Origin of the sequence: Enterococcus canintestini, assembly GCF_001885735.1 — a bacterium.
Lineage (GTDB): Bacteria > Bacillota > Bacilli > Lactobacillales > Enterococcaceae > Enterococcus_C > Enterococcus_C canintestini.
Map to the genome: position 1 here is coordinate 42,984 of NZ_JXKG01000016.1, position 17,773 is coordinate 60,756.

General features: G+C 36.2%; 18 protein-coding genes and 1 other annotated feature. Of the genes, 5 read left to right on the top strand and 13 right to left on the bottom strand.

All coding sequences use genetic code 11. From position 1 onward, the window contains the following. The first annotated feature begins 33 nt into the window (after positions 1 to 33). Positions 34 to 375, top strand: a complete 342-nt coding sequence (locus RU96_RS09555) for a DUF3899 domain-containing protein (protein WP_071865308.1) — start codon at positions 34 to 36, stop codon at positions 373 to 375. A 213-nt stretch (positions 376 to 588) separates the two neighbouring features. On the opposite strand, the gene RU96_RS09560 is transcribed toward RU96_RS09555, so the two are convergent. From RU96_RS09560 to RU96_RS09610, 11 genes are all read right to left on the bottom strand, one after another. Next, positions 589 to 2,256, bottom strand: coding sequence for a peptide ABC transporter substrate-binding protein (locus RU96_RS09560; RefSeq protein ID WP_071865325.1), 1,668 nt, complete (start codon positions 2,254 to 2,256; stop codon positions 589 to 591). A 330-nt stretch (positions 2,257 to 2,586) separates the two neighbouring features. After that, positions 2,587 to 3,810 carry a peptidase T gene (gene pepT, locus RU96_RS09565; RefSeq protein ID WP_071865309.1) on the bottom strand — a complete coding sequence of 408 codons (1,224 nt, stop codon included), beginning with the start codon at positions 3,808 to 3,810 and terminating at the stop codon, positions 2,587 to 2,589. A 12-nt stretch (positions 3,811 to 3,822) separates the two neighbouring features. After that, complete coding sequence (locus RU96_RS09570; RefSeq protein WP_071865310.1) at positions 3,823 to 5,469, bottom strand: peptide ABC transporter substrate-binding protein; 1,647 nt, start codon at positions 5,467 to 5,469, stop codon at positions 3,823 to 3,825. Positions 5,470 to 5,591: 122 nt separating this feature from the next. Then, positions 5,592 to 5,824: a binding site (T-box leader), on the bottom strand. A gap of 585 nt (positions 5,825 to 6,409) precedes the next feature. Continuing rightward, the gene (locus tag RU96_RS09575; protein ID WP_071865311.1) at positions 6,410 to 7,180 is read right to left on the bottom strand and encodes an ABC transporter permease; all 771 of its coding nucleotides are present in this window, start codon (positions 7,178 to 7,180) and stop codon (positions 6,410 to 6,412) included. Further along, a complete protein-coding gene (locus tag RU96_RS09580; protein WP_071865312.1) occupies positions 7,173 to 8,108 on the bottom strand; it encodes an ABC transporter ATP-binding protein in 936 nt (311 codons plus the stop codon). Before RU96_RS09580 ends, RU96_RS09575 begins: the two co-directional genes overlap by 8 nt. Positions 8,109 to 8,148: 40 nt before the next feature. Continuing rightward, positions 8,149 to 8,442: an ArsR/SmtB family transcription factor gene (locus tag RU96_RS09585; protein ID WP_071865313.1), complete on the bottom strand. Its 294-nt coding sequence runs from the start codon at positions 8,440 to 8,442 to the stop codon at positions 8,149 to 8,151. A 453-nt stretch (positions 8,443 to 8,895) separates the two neighbouring features. Then, positions 8,896 to 9,645 (bottom strand): class II aldolase/adducin family protein, encoded by a 750-nt coding sequence (locus RU96_RS09590; protein WP_071865314.1) that lies wholly within the window; start codon positions 9,643 to 9,645, stop codon positions 8,896 to 8,898. 14 nt (positions 9,646 to 9,659) lie between these two features. Continuing rightward, positions 9,660 to 9,911: a hypothetical protein gene (locus RU96_RS09595; RefSeq protein WP_245813020.1), complete on the bottom strand. Its 252-nt coding sequence runs from the start codon at positions 9,909 to 9,911 to the stop codon at positions 9,660 to 9,662. A gap of 17 nt (positions 9,912 to 9,928) precedes the next feature. After that, positions 9,929 to 11,314: a PTS galactitol transporter subunit IIC gene (locus RU96_RS09600; protein WP_071865315.1), complete on the bottom strand. Its 1,386-nt coding sequence runs from the start codon at positions 11,312 to 11,314 to the stop codon at positions 9,929 to 9,931. Between the two features lie 11 nt (positions 11,315 to 11,325). Beyond that, positions 11,326 to 11,625: a PTS sugar transporter subunit IIB gene (locus RU96_RS09605; RefSeq protein WP_071865316.1), complete on the bottom strand. Its 300-nt coding sequence runs from the start codon at positions 11,623 to 11,625 to the stop codon at positions 11,326 to 11,328. Positions 11,626 to 11,637: 12 nt separating this feature from the next. Continuing rightward, positions 11,638 to 12,102, bottom strand: coding sequence for a PTS sugar transporter subunit IIA (locus RU96_RS09610; RefSeq protein WP_071865317.1), 465 nt, complete (start codon positions 12,100 to 12,102; stop codon positions 11,638 to 11,640). Positions 12,103 to 12,343: 241 nt separating this feature from the next. Here RU96_RS09610 and RU96_RS09615 point away from each other — a divergent pair, with 241 nt between their 5' ends. Both RU96_RS09615 and RU96_RS09620 read left to right on the top strand, forming a co-directional pair. Further along, a complete protein-coding gene (locus RU96_RS09615) occupies positions 12,344 to 13,105 on the top strand; it encodes a DeoR/GlpR family DNA-binding transcription regulator (protein WP_071865318.1) in 762 nt (253 codons plus the stop codon). Then, positions 13,102 to 14,073: a 1-phosphofructokinase family hexose kinase gene (locus tag RU96_RS09620; protein WP_071865319.1), complete on the top strand. Its 972-nt coding sequence runs from the start codon at positions 13,102 to 13,104 to the stop codon at positions 14,071 to 14,073. Before RU96_RS09615 ends, RU96_RS09620 begins: the two co-directional genes overlap by 4 nt. 405 nt (positions 14,074 to 14,478) lie before the next feature. Here RU96_RS09620 and RU96_RS09625 read toward each other — a convergent pair whose 3' ends face one another. Together RU96_RS09625 and RU96_RS09630 are read right to left on the bottom strand one after the other, a co-directional pair. Then, positions 14,479 to 14,835, bottom strand: coding sequence for a DUF3788 family protein (locus RU96_RS09625; RefSeq protein WP_071865320.1), 357 nt, complete (start codon positions 14,833 to 14,835; stop codon positions 14,479 to 14,481). Positions 14,836 to 14,894: 59 nt separating this feature from the next. Beyond that, complete coding sequence (locus RU96_RS09630) at positions 14,895 to 15,437, bottom strand: helix-turn-helix domain-containing protein (RefSeq protein WP_071865321.1); 543 nt, start codon at positions 15,435 to 15,437, stop codon at positions 14,895 to 14,897. Positions 15,438 to 16,121: 684 nt separating this feature from the next. Here RU96_RS09630 and RU96_RS09635 point away from each other — a divergent pair. Next, positions 16,122 to 16,652: an RNA polymerase sigma factor gene (locus RU96_RS09635; RefSeq protein WP_071865322.1), complete on the top strand. Its 531-nt coding sequence runs from the start codon at positions 16,122 to 16,124 to the stop codon at positions 16,650 to 16,652. Beyond that, positions 16,653 to 17,696, top strand: a complete 1,044-nt coding sequence (locus RU96_RS09640) for a DUF4179 domain-containing protein (protein WP_071865323.1) — start codon at positions 16,653 to 16,655, stop codon at positions 17,694 to 17,696. The last annotated feature ends 77 nt before the right edge of the window (positions 17,697 to 17,773 follow it).

Consider the following 17,773-nt stretch of genomic DNA (forward strand, 5'->3'; position numbering starts at 1 on the left):
GCCAAAATGTACAGAATACACAAGGAGTTTGCTATGAAAAAATATCGTCCTTATCTCATTTCACTTGTTATCTTTGCTGGCGCCATTATTTTTGGCATTAGTCAAAATAATTTAAGCTTCATCACACTATCGGATACACTCTTCATGTTAGGATTGCCTTTTTTGATTGTGGGTAGCTTGTTATGGATTTTTTCCTCTGGCTTCTTCGATACTTTTCAAAGATCCATGCACGAAAGCTTAGGAAGAAAACAAAAGAAAAAAGCTAACTACACCCCCTTCTCTCAAGTTGGGGCTGGTGTTTATCCTTTCTGGTTAAAAATTGCCGGTGTTCTTTTGCTTTTAGCCCTCATCTTTTTTGCAATTAGTAATATTTAATAATTATTAATTAAAAAGACAAAGCGCGTTAGCTAAAAAAATTATTTGCAAAAGGCTGTGACAATTTACGTCACGGCCTTTTATTTGCAAATAAAAGAAGAAAGTAGCGGAAAAAAATAAACCAGATAATGGTAAAAATATGACGACTATTTTCCGATTATCCGGTTTATTTCTTGTAACTGAACTTTTTTCACGCCTCTTTTACGATAAAAATTATTCGGTTACATAAGTCCATTTGTAATCCCATGAAGCGCCGGCAGCGTGATGTACGATACCTTTTACTTTTGGATTAATCATGTGACCTTCTGCTTTTTGGTAAACGCCGATAACGCCTGCAGTTGAACTGATGATTTTATCTGCTTCTTGCAAGTTTTCCCAACGTTTCATCGGATCGCCTGCATTGGTCGTGTTTGATTCTTTGACAACTTTGTCATAATCTTCATTTGACCATTGACCACGGTTATAAGAGTTCCCTGTAACAAACAAATCAGTAAAACTAGATGGGTCTGAGTAATCTGCGCCCCAGCCGCCTAATACCATGTCAAACTCGCCGTTATTTGAACGATCTAGTCGCACAGAAAATGGTACTGGTGTTGGTTTGATTTTGATACCAGGTAATGTTTCTTCCAAGGTACTTTGCAAATATTCCAAAACTTTTTTCGTCCCGTCATCATCAGAAGCGACAATATCAAACTCAAAGCTGTCTTTGCCCAATGCTTTTTTCGCTTTTTCCCAGTGATCTTGGGCTTTTTTCTTATCAAAACTTACCAAATCGCCAGCTTCTTTAGTGAAATCTTCGTTTGTTTCAGGATTTTTAGACATATCTGATGGAATTAAACCTGTTGAAGCTACTGATCCGTCTCCTAAAACAGAATTCACGATGGCGTTTCGATCAATCGCATAAGAAATTGCTAAACGTAAATCTTCATTCATAAATGGTGAGTCTTCTTTGCGTTGATTCATTTCAATATAAGAAGTACGCGCCTCTTTTACCGATTGGAACGCATCTTGATTGGCGTTTTGTTGTGCCAATTCACCAGATAAAATTACGTCGTCTGTTTGGCCGTCGTTAAATAAATTCAATCCTGTTGAAGATTCTTTTACCACGCTAACTTTTACAGAGTCTAATTTCACCGTATCTTTATCCCAATACGTATCATTTTTTTGATATTCCCACTCCGTATCAGTCCCCGGTCCGTCAAATCCTGCTAACACAAAAGGCCCATTGTAAACAGATTGGTCTGATTTTGTCGCGTATTTGTCGCCATTTTTTTCTACAACTTTTTGTGGTTGTGGGAAGAATGATGGGAACGCGAATAAGTAATCCATATAAGGTGTAGGACGTGTTAGAGTAATTTCTAATTCATAATCATTTACTGCTTTAATCCCCAACTCAGACTTGTCTTTTTTACCGGCTGTAATATCTGCTGCATTCGTAACGGGCTCAAAAAGATACGCATACTCTGAAGCTGTTTTGGAATCGACTGTTCGCTGCCAGCCAAAGACATAATCAGACGCTTTCACCGGTTCACCATCAGACCACTTTGCATCTTCTCTTAATTTAATCGTATACTTTAAGCCGTCTTCACTAACTGTTGCCATTTCTGCCGCACCAGCTGGAATTGGCTTACTGTCTTTATCTAAACGATAAATTCCTTCATACACATTATTTAAAGCTGTAAAACTAATCGTATCGGTCGCAAGTGATAAATCCGCACTTGGCATTTCTTGTAAAACCGAAACACGAAATTCCTGTTTGTCTGCTTCTTTACCAGAAGAACTTGCGGCGTTACTACCATCTGTTGTACCGCCTCCGCTGCCACATGCTGAAAGTACAATCCCGCAGACAGCCACAATACCCAATAATGATGTCTTTTTCATTTTCATTCCTTTTTCTCCTTGCCATCGATTGAATTTTCAGAACATTTAGCATTTTCTGAAGTTAACGAAAATTTTAATCAATAATTATTAAAAAAGCAAGACTTTATTCGTAAAAAAACAAATATATATAAATTTTCTGATAATTCTAAAAGTTAAAGATAAAAGAAATACCGCGAAAAGAAAGACTTCTTTTCATTCAAAAAAAGACGTTTAAAATAGCATTTTTTTGGAAAAAAAGAGGTAACGATTACAATCAAAATTGATAAAAATATAGTTTGAGGAGTTTTTTAATAAATAAAAAACTAATATTATTTCATAAAACCAATATATTTATTCGTTTTCAGCGGTGATTTTTACAATTTCAACAATAGTTTGGGTCGCTTTTTCCATAGCCTCCAGCGTAATAAATTCATATGGCCCATGAAAATTCTCACCACCTGTAAACAGATTTGGAGTGGCAATTCCTTTATAGGAAATTTTAGAACCATCTGTACCACCGCGAAACGGGCTAATAATCGGCTTAATCCCTAACCTTTTCATTGCCAAAATAGCGTAATCTACCGCTCGTGGCTCTTTTTTAATAATCTCTTTCATATTGTAGTATTGATCAAATAAACGATACGTAATGCGCGGATAATCAAATGTTTCATTTAAGCGGGCGATAATGGTTTTTAGCATTTCTTTTCTTGCTCTGAATTTTTCTTGATCAAAATCGCGAATGATATAATCCAACTCAGCCTTTGAAATATCCCCACTAAATTTATTTAACAAATAAAAGCCTTCACTGTCTCTCGTCTGTTCTGGAACTTCTTTTTGGGGCAATTGACTGTCAATTTCTTCACCAATTTTAATTGCGTTTACTAATTGTCCATACGCGGTTCCAGGATGGACGCTCGTTCCTTCAATTTTAATTTCCATTTTTGCGGCATTAAATGTTTCATATTCAAAATGTCCTACTCGACCACTATCGACAGTATAGGCGAAAGCTACCGGAAAATCGGCTACTTCAAAATAGTCAGCTCCCCGCCCAATTTCTTCATCTGGTCCAAAAGCTACCCAAACATCTCCTCGCTTGGCTTCAGGTATTTCTTTTATTAGCCGTAACGCTGCCATAATTTCTGCAATACCCGCCTTATCATCGGCACCTAAAAGCGTTGTCCCATCTGTTGTAATTAAAGTTTGGCCGACATATTCTTTTAAGTTTGGAAACTGACTGGGAGATAACACTATCTTTTTCTCTTCATTTAAAACGATCTCTTGACCAGTATAATTTGACCAAACTTTAGGCTGAATATTTTCTGCATTGAAATCTGCTGTATCAACGTGCGCAATAAAGCCAATCGAAGTTTTTGCTGGATTTCCTTTTAATACTCCAATAACAAAACTGTTCTTAACAAAATAATTAACCTGATCTAGCCCCAATTCTTCCAACTGTTTTTTTAACTGTAACGCCAGCTCTACTTGACCTGGCGTAGTGGGAATTTTCGTTGCTGTTTCATCTGAACGGGTATTGATTTTGACATAACTTAAAAAATCTTCCAGTAATTGACTCATTTTTATTCTCCTTTATTTCACTTTTGCTGTACGTAAATTGAAATAATCTCCGTAAGCGTGAAAGACAATTCCGTCTACTTTTTCATTAATTAAATAGTTTGATGCACTTTGATATAGCGGAACTTGAGCTGCATCTTCAGCTAGCAAGATTTTTTCAGCTGCTTGATAATCGTTAAAAAAAGCATCTGGATGATTCGCATCTGTCGTACGCGCTTTTTCGACAAGTGCTGTATAAGTTTTATTTTGGTAACCACCATAGTTGTAGGAAGAACCAGTTTTATACAAGTTGAAATAAGAATCTAATTCACTAGAACCCGCAATCCAACCTGAAACTGATAATTCGTAATTGCCGTCTGTACGAGACTGATTTAAATTCACTTTAGGCTGTTTATTGATCACAATTTTTAAGCCAGGTAATGTTTCTTCCAGTTGGCTTTGCAAATACTCTCCTACTTTTTCACCATTATCGTCATCTGTCACCAATAATTTTAGTTTCAAGCCGTTACCCACAACTGCTTTGGCTTTTTCCCACTCACTTTTGGCTACTTTTACATCATAAAGATTATAATCTCCGCTATATTTACGAAAGTCTTCCTTGGTATCAGGATTTGTGTATAGCCCACTTGGAATGAGACCATTTAAAGGAGTAGCACCATCGTTTAACACATTTTTAGCTAGTTGTGTTTTATTAATGGCTAAAGCAATCGCTTTTCTAACATGAACGTCTGCTAGGGCTGGATTCGCTTTTTGGTTAAAATCCAAAAATTGATTGGCGACATCGGGTTTTGTAACTAAGCGTGGATCGTTTTTAAATTGTTCAACATATTGACCACTTATCCGCTGTAAATCCAACTCACCGCTATCTACTAATTGAATACCTGTGTTTTCTTCTTTAATGGTGGAGCCGTGAACAGTCTTTAATTTAACCTCATCTTTTCCATAATAGTTATCATTTTTCACTAAGGTCCATTCATCGCCAGTTTGCTTCCAGTCTTTTAATACAAAAGGCCCTGTATATAAAAGATCCTCACTGGTACGGGCATAAGCATCTTTTTTAGCGGTGACAAATTTTTCATTTTGCGGTGCCAACCAACCAATTGAGACTACAGATAAAAATGACGGTTGCGCTTGTTTTAAACGTACTTCAAATGTCTTTTCATCTAGCGCTGCTAGACCAATTTCATCGACAGATTTTTTACCTTCACGAATCGCCTGGCTGTTAACCACGTTATCAAGTAGATAAGCATTTGGGCCCATTGTTTCAGGATTTACCAAACGTTTCCAGGCAAATAAAAAATCAGCAGCCACTACTTTATCGCCATTACTCCATTTTGCATCATCTCTTAAGGTAAATGTATAGGTCTTACCATCAGAACTAATCGCAACTTTTTGAGCCAGGCCTGGAATCGGCTGGCTATCATCATCAAAGCGATATAATCCTTCAAACAAATGCTGCACGACAGTAAATGTGATTTTATCGGTCGTCTGCGTGGTGTCTAGTGTACTTAACGGTGCGGGTAAACTCACACTAATTTCTTGTTTTATCGCGTTTTTTCCTGTAACATCCCCACTTTCTTTTGCTGTCCCACCGGTCGTACATCCAGCGAGTGCTAGCGCTAAAATACCTACTGCCACTAAAATACCCTTTTTCCTTTTCATTTTTGCCACTCCTCTATCCTGATTTTTGTAATAACTAACGACCAACCAATCTGTTGAAACTTGCTGAACTTTCGCAGAAAATAAAAAAGTCCTCATCCCTTTGCTTGCCAGACTATGACAAACAAAGGGACGAAGACTTTTCGCGTTACCACCCTAATTCATACTATCCTTACGAATAATATCTCAACGGTACCTGTTGATACCCGGCAGAATAACGACTGCTTTTCCGTCCAAACGGCGTGAACCATTTGAAATGCTCAGAGCTCATCTTCACTAAATTGTGCAATATCCTTTCACACCGACCGGACTCTCTTTAATCGCTCTTTTTAGCTACTCTTCTCTTCAACGCATGAAATCTTTAGTTGTGTGTTAGCTTACGCAGAATTATGACATTTGTCAATCTTTTTTTGTAATATTTTTAATATTTAATTTATTTCAAAACGAATGCTCAAAAGCAATTGGAAGCTATACTGCTTTTCATTCAGATACAAAATACATCTAATTTTTTGTAATAATATACATTTATGACAATATTAATTCATACCCATGCCATAACTATTCGTTATATTAAAAAGAGGATTACAAATGAAAGAGCTTAAAATACATTATCAAATACTAACAAATAGCATCACGAAAAAACGACTCCTGTACTTTTGTAACTTGAGGTAATCGTTCAACTCCATATCACCTAATAGGCTATCAAACAACCTCACATCCAAAGTCAGCCATTAAAAGTTATCTATACAAAATTATATTGATAAAAAACTGGTTTTGGATAATATTGCATTGATAAAGATTTTTCAACTATTAAAAAAAGACAAATGATCTCTATCAAATTTTATATCATTAAATTCAAAAATAGCGGACTCACAAAATGAGTACCGCTATTTTTAGACTTTAGCTTTCGTTAAAAATATATATTCAATTTTACTTTTTGTGATTAACTCCGCAATCCTTTGCCACGACTAATCAAATAATAACAAACTGAGTATAAGACTACGATAAATAAAATAAGCACTGTCATGGAAACTGCGACTGGGATATCGGTTGTCCCTAAAAATCCGTAGCGGAAACCTGAAATCATGTAGACAATCGGATTTACTTTAGAGACAGCTTGCCAAAATGGCGGTAACATCGAAATGGCATAAAAAACGCCACCTAAATAAGTCAAAGGTTGCAAAACAAACGTTGGTACAATCGAAACATCATCATAGGATTGCGCAAAAACGCCATTAATCAGCCCAGCTAATGAAAATAAAATAGCTGTCATCAATAACGTCACAATTACAAGTAACCAGGAATGAACATTTAACGGAACAAAAAATAACGAAATAATCGTAACTAATGCGCCAACTAATGTACTGCGGCCAACCCCGCCAATTACAAAGCCCCAAATAATAATATGGGCCGGTACTGGAGCTACTAATAATTCCTCAATATTTTTTTGAAATTTTTGAGAGAAAAAAGATGAGGAAACATTGGCATAAGAACTTGTAATGGCTGACATCATAATAAGACCAGGTACAATAAATTCAATATAAGAAAAGCCCCCCATATCCCCGATGCGACCACCAATCATTTTCCCAAAAATAATGAAATAAAGTGAGGTGGTGATAACAGGCGGCACCAATGTCTGCACCCAAATCCGCAAATAGCGATGGGTTTCTTTGGCGGCTAGACTTTTTAATGCAGTTAAATAAAGACTAAACATGATTTTCCTCCAAACGAACTTTTTCTTCGGTGATTTTTAAGAACAATTCTTCCAGTCGGTTGGATTTATTACGCATGGAGACTACTTTAATTTTTTGTTCACTCAACTGATTAAAAATTTCATTAACCCCTTGATTGCGTTCAACTTCCACTGCAAGCGTTACTTCATCTTCCAACTCATAGTTGTAGCCTGTGAGTTTAAGTGGTGTTTTATATGGCGCTAAGTCCAAAATAAACGTTTCAAATTGCAATTTGGCTAAAAGACTCTTCATACTCGTATTTTCAATTAATTCGCCTGATTGAATAATACCAATATTGCGACACAACATCTCCGCTTCCTCTAAATAGTGGGTCGTCAAAATGATCGTAGTACCACTTTCATTTAAGGCCTTTAAAAAGCCCCACATCTCTCTTCTTAGTTCAATATCCACACCGGCTGTTGGTTCATCCAAAATCAAAAGTTTTGGTTCATGCATGAGGGCTCTGGCGATCATTAGCCGTCTTTTCATCCCACCAGAAAGCATCCGCGCCCGTTCATTGCGTTTTTCCCAGAGATTAGATTGCTTCAAATATTTTTCACTGCGTTTTAAAGCTTCTTTGCGGGAAACGCCATAATAGCCTGCTTGATTGACCACAATTTGTTGGACTGTTTCAAAAGGATTGAAATTGAATTCTTGGGGAACCAAGCCGATTTGTTGCTTGGCTTTATCTAAATCCGTATCTAAATCATAGCCAAAAACTTTTACCTTGCCGGCAGTTTTATTCACTAAGGAAGTGATAATTCCAATCGTAGTGGATTTACCGGCACCATTAGGACCTAAAAGAGCGTAAAAATCGCCTTCTTCTACTTTTAAATCAATCCCGCGCAAAGCTTTCACGCCGGTGCTGTATACTTTTTTTAAATCTTCTATTTCCAGTGCGTAGGTCATTGGTCTTTCCTTTCGTTGTTTCAGCTTTTTTCGTTTTATCTTATCTGACTGTCGACAGCTTTGAAATGCCAAATAATTGCATTTGACTGTCCAGAAACTGACGGATAAAATCTTCTGTCAATTGATAGTGATGCCAAATCCCTTTTTTTGTTACCATCACCACCCCAGCCTTTTCCAAGATTTTCATGTGGTGGGAAAGTGTCGGTTGGGTAAAGTCAAAATGTTTTAACAGCTCACAAGCACATAAACTACCACCAGTCAGCAAATCAATAATTTTCAGGCGCTTCGGATCAGCTAACGCTTTTAAAATCACTGCCATTTCATCATAATTCATACTTTTTCTCCTATAGATAGATAAACGTCTATCTAACAAAGTAACCAATCAAAGCCAACTTGTCAATTGCTGCTAGCTAAAAAACGGATAATTTTCAAGTATGAAGATAAAATCTGGACAAATTGTCTGCAAATTTCTCAGGTCGTTTCATTATTGCAATAAAGAGTAAACTTACCAAACTAGACTAAAAAAAGCAACGAACGTGGATAACGCTTTAGGTTGAAGCGCACTTTAGGATGAAGCGCAAATGATAAGAATTTGCCCTTTCATATCCCGCAGTCTTTAAGTATGAAGTCTACCCTAAAAAACTTATTTCTTATAAAAATTAGATAACTATTTTACATAAACACAAAAAAAATAAGCTGTGACAAATGTCTTGTCACACCTCCCATTTTCAAATAAACAGTGTGACAGAAGCAACTTCTGTCACACCCTCTTTTATTTGCGTTAATCTTAATCGCCACCGGCTGCAATTTTAGCGCGGTTATAAATGGCTTCTTTTGCTTTTAGATCCATAATATTGGCAATATCTTCGCCTTTAGAATGATAACTATCCATAATCCCTAATGCTTGGAAAAGAGTTTGTTTATAAGCGATTTCTGCATTCCATTCCACTGTATCCAAGATAGATAACGCTTTGTGGATTGCCATCAAGCCATCGTCTCCTGTAGCATTAATTAAAACGCCATGGCTATCAAGTAATAACATATGGGGTACAGGTAGATCATTTTCACGAATATATGTGCTAGTAATTTCAGCTAATTCTTCTGAGCAATTAGGTGCAAAACGCATCACCGGCACTGGTCCTACTTTTTGCGTTGCTTCTGTCAAATTCGGCATTGGTAAGCCACTTGTAGCCCAAAACATCGCATTTGGCGCATGGGCATGTAAAACTGCCTTAATTTCTTCATTGGTCTTATAAACAGCTTGGTGCATATTGATTTCGCGGGTTAGACTACCTACCCCACAAACAATCTCTCTTGTTTCTAAGTCAACTACCAAAATTTGCGCTGCCGTTAAATTACCTAAATACGCTTCTGACATCATTGTCGGTGTCATAATAATATATTTTTTACCATCTTTTTCAGCTAAGAAAGAAAAGTTTCCTCCCGCTACATTGGTTAGTTTACGTGTAAAGATTAAACGGACAATATCCGCCATATCTTGTCGTTCCCGTTCAAAAAGCATACGTCCATCAGACATCATTTATTCCCCCATTATTTTTTAAATAGTTTCCCGGAAGACAGTACTTCGCGTGTGGCCTCTCTGATTTCTTGGGAAGCTTGTAACTTTTGTTTTTGTCGTTCATTATATTCTTTAAATAAAATGGGACTGCCATAGTGATAAATAAAGCCCGCAAGTACAATGACGACAAGATTTATTAATAAGTTTTGCATAAAAAGATTCGTTGCAAAGAGTCCAATTGCCACCATTAACAAAACGTACCATTTGAATTTTTCATTAATCACTATGACTCACTCCTCATTTAAGCCGTTTTAGCGGCTAAATTTTCTGCTTTTTTCTCTTCATAACGTTGACTTGGTACTTTAGCTTGCTTCATGTAGCGATTTAATAGAACAAATAGCCCTAAGAAAATCACGATTCCTGCAATGGCATAAATATTTTTATTAAAGGCTTCAGCAAACAAGACACGGAATTCCGCTCCTTCAAATGAAGACCAAGTAATTAATTGACCTTCTTTAAAGCCTTCTACTGCCCCTGTTTTTGTTGCTAAGTTACTTAAAATTGGCGCTAACCAAGTTGCTGTATACAAGTAGATTGGTAATGTAATCACACCTAAAACCAACATGCGTGCTAAGTTACCACCAGTTAAAAGTAAACCGCCGACTGCAATCGAGTAATTAATAATCCCTGCTAAAGGTAAAACAGTGTTTCCTGGTAAGAACATCGCATAACCGATAAAGACTGGGACTAACAAAATTGCTGTTACCCAAATTTCAGAACGTCCCGCTAAAATTGGCCAATCTAAACCAATATAAACTTCGCGATCTTTGAATTTATTTTTCATAAATTCTGACATAGCATCTGCTAGTGGTGATAAAGCTTGCATAAACATCTTAGAAATCATTGGGAATAAAGCCATTGCTGTTGCAACTTGAATCGCTAAGTTTAGTGAACCTGATACACCATAAGATGCCGCAAAACCAAGTGCCAAACCAATGATAAAGCCCATTACTGAGTTTTCAGAGAAAATACCTAATTTGGCTTTTAAGGCATTTGCGTCTGCTTTACGATTAAAGAAAGGAATTTTATCCATCAACATGTTAAACGGTAATAAAACAATCGCAGAAGAAGTCATAAAGTGCGTAACCGTTACCAATGGAATGCCCGTTAAATCTTGAATATGTCGTTGGAACATATCCCCTAATTTTAATTCTAAAATTACTTGAACAATCGCTGTAATAAAACCAGCAACTAAACTACCTGATACAAAGTAAACCAAATACGCTGTTAATGCTTTCCCCCAAACATTCCACATATCAACGTTCAATGTTTTGGTTAAGTTTAAAACTAACATTAAGAAATTTACCCCAATTGTCACAGCGAAAAAGACAAAGGCATAAGACCAAGACCATGTAATACTAGCAGCACCCGTCCAGCCCATATCTAAAGCTGGTAAATTGATGCCTGTGTTTTCTGCCATAGCTTCTGAAGCCGGACTCACGGCATTTGACATAAAGCCAATCACCATCGACATACCGGTAAAAGCAATCCCTAAAGTAATCGCCGACATAAACGCTTTTTTCAGCTTCATCCCTGCTAAAAGACCTAACAATAAAATAATTAATGGTACAAAAATTGCAGAACCCAAATCTAAAACTGCTTGAACAACACGTTGAAAGATTTCCATCTTTTTTCCTCCTATTTCGCCAATGCAGTGATTTGATCGTAAATTTCGTCAGCGCCCATGCCAGTTAAAAATGGAATACCAGGGAATACTTTCACCCCTAATTCATCGGCTTTAGACAAGACTTCACTATCTGGTTGCGCAATATAAACATAAATCCCCGCATGTGGTAATTCGTTGGTAATGGATTTGTAATCCACCGCTTCAACTTGGAAATTAATTCCGTCATCTTCAAATTTGTTAGCAATTTTACTGGCAATTGTTTGGCTAGTAGCGACCCCGCTGCCGCAAGCTACGATAAGTTTTCTTTTCATGTTTTTTTCCTCCTAAGATTCAATACTTTTAATGAAAAACTGATACATCATTTCTGGGCAATCAATCGCCAAAAACTGCTGTACAAATTCCTCATCCATAAACAAATTCATAAATACTTGCAACAAACCAACCTGATTTTTTCCATCTTTAATTCCTAAAAAGAATAAATTCTCAACTTCCATTTCGCTATTGTCACCCATCTGCCGGCATTTTACAGGCGACTTCAAACGACATATAAATACAAACGCTTCTTTGACAAATTCTGGATCCGCATGAGGCAATGCGATATTTAAATGCTGGGTGACCAACCCAGTCGGAAAGTTTGCTTCCCGCTTTGTAATCCCATCAAAATAATCCTCATTCACCATACCTGCTTCTAAAAGCTTTGCCGCCACAATTTGAAACACGTCTGCTTCGGTTGTAGCCTCTACTGACAAATCAATTAACTTAGGACTAAACATCGATTTATAGTCCATTCCGACACCTCCTCGACCTGTGAAGAACAATGTTAAACTTTGTGTTGTTGTGTTCTACTTTGTTCTACATTCACATCATAATCGAATTTAATCACACTGTCAACGCTTTCTTTAACAAAGTTGAACATTTTTTTATTATTCTCTTGGTTGAAAACAATTTCATATTCCTATACAATGAAGTCGAACATCGATTTGAAACAAACTTTAACAATGTCCAACAAAATATTCTGGAGGCCTGTTCATGCTTAAACAAGAACGACAACAAAAAATCTTAGAACTTATCCAACAACATACTTATTTAAGTATTTCTGACATCGCATCACGACTAGACGTCTCTGAAATGACCATTCGCCGAGACGTAACCGAATTATCCAAACAAAAAAAATTAAATAAACTTTATGGCGGCGCTCAAAAATTAGACGTCTTAAATAAAGAACTATCCACTGATGAAAAAATTACGACAAATGTCGAACAAAAAAAATATATTGGCAGACTAATCAATCACCTTATTCACGATAATGCCATCATCTTTGTTGGAGCAGGAACGACAATTCTTCATGCGTTACCCGAAATTACCCGTAAAAATCTTTTCGTCATTACCAATAGTCTAATTTCCTTTAATTATTTAAAAGATAATACAGACTACCGTATTTTACTTACTGGTGGTGAATTTATTAGTACCACTGAAGAATTTATCGGTGAAGTGGCCAAACGCTCATTTGAAACGTTAAATATTGATTTTGCATTTATCGTTACGAATGGTATTTTTGAAAATAATATTACAACCGCACAATATGAAGAAGGCGATATTCAAAATGCGGCCGTTGCTAAGGCAAAAGTCGCTTGTGTCGTAGCGGACAGTTCCAAACTAGGCGTATCAGACGTCTATACTTTCCAACATATGGATCAAATGGACTATTTGATCACAGATGATCGTATTCCAGATGAATGGGTGCAACATTATAGTCAGTACACACAGATCCTTAAGGAGGAACCTGAATGATTATTACAATTACAATGAATCCATCACTAGATTATTCTTATATCATCCCCCATCTTGCTTTGGGAGAAACTAACCGTTTTGCTGCCCCCGTTCAATCCGTTGGCGGTAAAGGCATCAATGCTGGTCGTACGGCTGCTCTTTCTGGTAGCGAAGTCTTATTAACTGGTTTTTTAGCCGGCGATCAAGGACAACTGGTTGCACAATATTTACAAAAAGAACAACTTTTCAACGTTGCCATGCAAGAAACAACCGGCCAAACCCGCCACGCTATTTCTATCATGCACGATCAAAATTTTCATACTGAAATTGTCGAAGAAGGCCCACTGATTTCAGACCAAGAAGCGCACACTTTAATCGATCAATTAAAAGAGTATGTGGCAAAAGAAGATGTCCAATTAATTTGCATATCCGGTTCTATCAATTCACAAAATGAATTCATTTATTTGGATATGCTAAAAAAAATTCGCACAGAAATCAGCGAAACATTACCGGTCTTTATGGATGTGTCTGGTAAGCAATTGCATAATCTTTTAACTTCAAATCACTACAAGCCTTCTTTTATTAAACCGAATATCCCTGAATTAGCAGAAATTTTAGGTACTTCACTAAACACCAAAGAAGAAGCATTTGAACAATTACAAAATCCGTTATTTGATGGCATCGATTATGTCATGATTTCCTGTGGTTCCCAAGGTGCTTTATGTAAAATGAAAGATGAGCTATACGATGTTGAAATTCCCAAAATTACTGTGCGCAATACCACTGGTTCTGGTGATGCTAGCGTGGGTGGTTTTATGCACGCTATTGTTAGCGACTTTACACCCGAAAATGTCTTAAAATATTCCATGGCTTGTGGCATGTCCAATGCCCAACATGGCGAGGTCGGCATCATTAATCCTAAAAAAGTTGCGGAGTTCCAAAAACAAATTTGTGTCAAAAAAATTCAACCCCAAGAATGTATTGCCTAAATCAATGGTATAAAAGCAAAGTCTAAGCAATTGCGACTTTTGCTTTCACTATTTATAGCTTTTGCTATAAATAACTTTACATCTTTAATTTTTAGCAATATCAAATTGGACCAATCCTATAATACACTGATTTAGATAACGACACAATGTTATTTAAATCAATTGAAAAGCAACCGAGGTTTCCTTATTTCACGCAATAAAAAGCTCTGAAAAAGTTCCTTATTAAAGGAAAAATTTTCAGAGCTTCTTTTTTCATAACGGATAGACCATTTCAACTTCTACTAATATTCAACAGTAAAAATAACAATATATATTTGTTTACTCCACTTGAATACCTGAGGCAAAATAAAAATAGTAAAACGCGGTACTTTCCCTCAGTTTCTTTACTACCGTATCAACTAGTGATTACTTTTTAGCTTGTAGGGCTTCTTTTCTAAGTGCTACTGCTAACATTACTTCTTTCACATTTTCTTTATTACGTACCTTAAAAGACGTGCCAGGAACTAACGCTAAAAAGTAGTCTTGTTGCGGATAAATGGTACAAAATGAGCGCCCGCTTTTTTGATATTTAATATTCCAGCCTCGCCAAATATTTTGATTCATGGCACAGTTGGAATAAGAAAATTTAGGTTTGATTTGATATGTTTCTTGCAAATCATGATCTAAAGCAGCAAAAAGTGCGAAAATTTCAGGACTCATAAAAGCTTCCATTGCAGCTTGTGTAGGCTGTTCTTCTGGTTTAAATACTTCATAGTTTAGCATCTGACTCCTCCTTTTTTTGACTACAAAGGGAATGAAACATTTTTATTTAACCTTTAAAATTAACGTTCCAAGATAAAATTAGTGGTGATTTTAGCGTATTCTGCCGGTGAGATCACTTGAATTTTACCAGGATACTGTGCTTCAATTTCTTTTAATCGCGGGGTAACAGTCGGTGCTACTGCTAGCATGCCGATATTTTCTTTGGTTAAAATTTCTGGCAACTCTGCTGGTCGGGCTGCCCGCCATTCATACATAGGGTGCATTTTACTCAGATTGGCAAGAAAATCTCTAGTCCCATAATCTTTTGCCTCTTTACCCCATTCGCTATTATTGGATGGAGTATAATTACTAACAAGAAAAATTGCTTTTTTCATGATTGTTTCCTCCTCTTTGATTGCTTTGTGGGTGACTTTAATTAATTCATCGACAGTGATTTGGAAGAATTCAGACAGTCCAATTAAATATTCAATGGTAGGTTGGCTGACGCCTCGTTCCCACTTTGAAATTGTCTGGCGACTGATGTGAAGTTCATTAGCCAAATCATTTTGCGTGTAATGATGCAATGTGCGATAGTATTTAATATTTGCTCCAACAGCCGTCAATTCTTGTCCCTCCTTCCAACTCCACTGTAACCGCAATCATTTCTAAGAGTAAAGAACTTCTCTTGATTTTCGTGTAACTTATTCGTAGCAACCGCTTGGTAGCAATGTTTTATTGGGGTGATTCTCCCGAAAAAATTTAGTTTAGATTTTATGCTTTAACACCATTTTTCACCTTCGCGCCTTTTTTTGTTAGAGCATAATCGCCTCAATAATTCTGGCAAAAAAACTGGATAGAATTTTAAACTACTACTTATTTTTTTATCTACTAAATTTAAGCGTAAACTTTTTACCTCTATTAGATAGCTGTTACGAAATTTCTTCTATTACTAAATTATACTGGAAAAGAACTTTTTATCGTTAGTAATATCCTATTTCTGGTTTAGTATTTACCATCGCTTTGATTTAGCGTATAGCAAAAAAATCATCGTGACCTCACTTAATTTGCGGCAAGACCACTAAAAAATCTTCCCAACAAGTATTTTTCTCAAGTAAAAGAGCTAAATTTAAACTACCGCCAGCTATTTACGTTTAACTGGTCTATTTATTGTAGGTGAATATTTCTTTTCGGCAAATTTTTCCCAACTCTTGCAACCATCTGCTTGTCATTTGACTCTAATACATGTAAGTAAATGAAAGGTGGCAAAAATGTGGGAGTAAATCAACGGACACTAGGAGCTATTAGCGATGCAAGATGATACGAAATTAATAAAAAAGGCACAAAAAGGCAATCATGAGGCATTTATCAGCGTGATGAAAAAATATGAAGTACGTTTATACAATTTAGCTAAAAAATATTTGCAAAATGAACACGATGTCGCAGATGTTTTACAAGAAACTACCATTAATGCTTTTGAAAATTTAAAGAAATTGAATAATCCTCAATATTTTTATACTTGGGTTTGTCGTATTCTGATTAATAATTGTAAAAAACTACTGCTAAAAAAACAGCATACTTACGCAAATGAAATACCAGAGGCTACCGAAGAAATGGTTCAACCGACAAAAATAGATTTAAATGAAGCAATGACGATGAACCAATTTCTCCAATCTTTACAAGATACCTATCGTATTCCCTTAATTTTATATTACTATAATGGTTTTTCGGTCAAAGAAATCAGTGCTGTTTTAGCAGAACCAGAGGGAACAGTTAAGTCAAAACTATCCCGTGGGAGAAACTTACTTAAAAAGATGTACTTAAAAGCTGGAGGCGACTAAATGGATAATTTTGAGAAAAAAATGCAACAGGAACTAAAAGAAGAAACACCTTTATCAGCAGAAGCACGGATAGCTTTTGATAATGCCTACACCGTCATTGCCACTAAAAATAAACAAAAAAAATTTGGCTTTTATCAGCCAGTATTTATGAAATATGCCCTTGCTGTAATCGTGCTTCTTTTACTATTTACAGTGACACCAATTGGTAGTGCTACAATTAATTATTTTTTTACTGACATATTTACCAACCAGACTTTAAAAGAACAAGGTTTTGTCACAAAACAATCTAGTGCTACGGTAAATAAAGATATAACTATTCAATTAGCGGAAGTTTATACAGATGATAATGAGTTGGGACTGCATTTTATTATTGATTTTCCTAAAGATTCTCCTTTAAAGAAAAAAACGATTAAAAATTATGCTTTAAATTTTGCCCTACAGAAAAATGATAAAGTTTTATTCGATAAAGGCACCAACTTATCCCAGCAAAGTTTAAAAGGAACTTTGACTGACACTCAATACTACGATCAGAAAAAACAGCAACTGCATATTAATTACCGTTATCAGGCGAAAAATATGATTCATGATTTACGCAATGCAAAAGTAGTTGTCACCAAGATTACCGGTTACTATGCAAAAAATGATGCTCCTGGTTATCATGAATTAAAAGACGGCGAAGATTTCACAACATTCACTGGTTCATGGGAACTACCAATTACTGCCAGTAAGATTGCTGATTTCAAAACGCTTCATTATGTCTTACCAAATATAAACGAGACCGTTCAGGCGACTGTGTCTCCGACAACATTAACTATTACACTACCCAAAAATAGTGTAATTTTAACAGAAAGTGATTATAAAAATATTTACGTTACGCCACTTACTCAACAAGTTGCCACAAAATATCCAGTGGAAAATATTAGAAAAGTCACGCAGGCTGGAGATGAATATACGCAACTTTCCTTTGCCTATCATGATTACGATCAGGCGACGCAATTTATTTTATCTGTGGGAGAAAAAGAATACATCTTTTACAAAGTTTAATACTCCATTCTAGCCAGTAGTAGCAAAAACAAAAAATGCCACCTAAATAATAATGGCTCTTCGTCAAATTGTGTTGG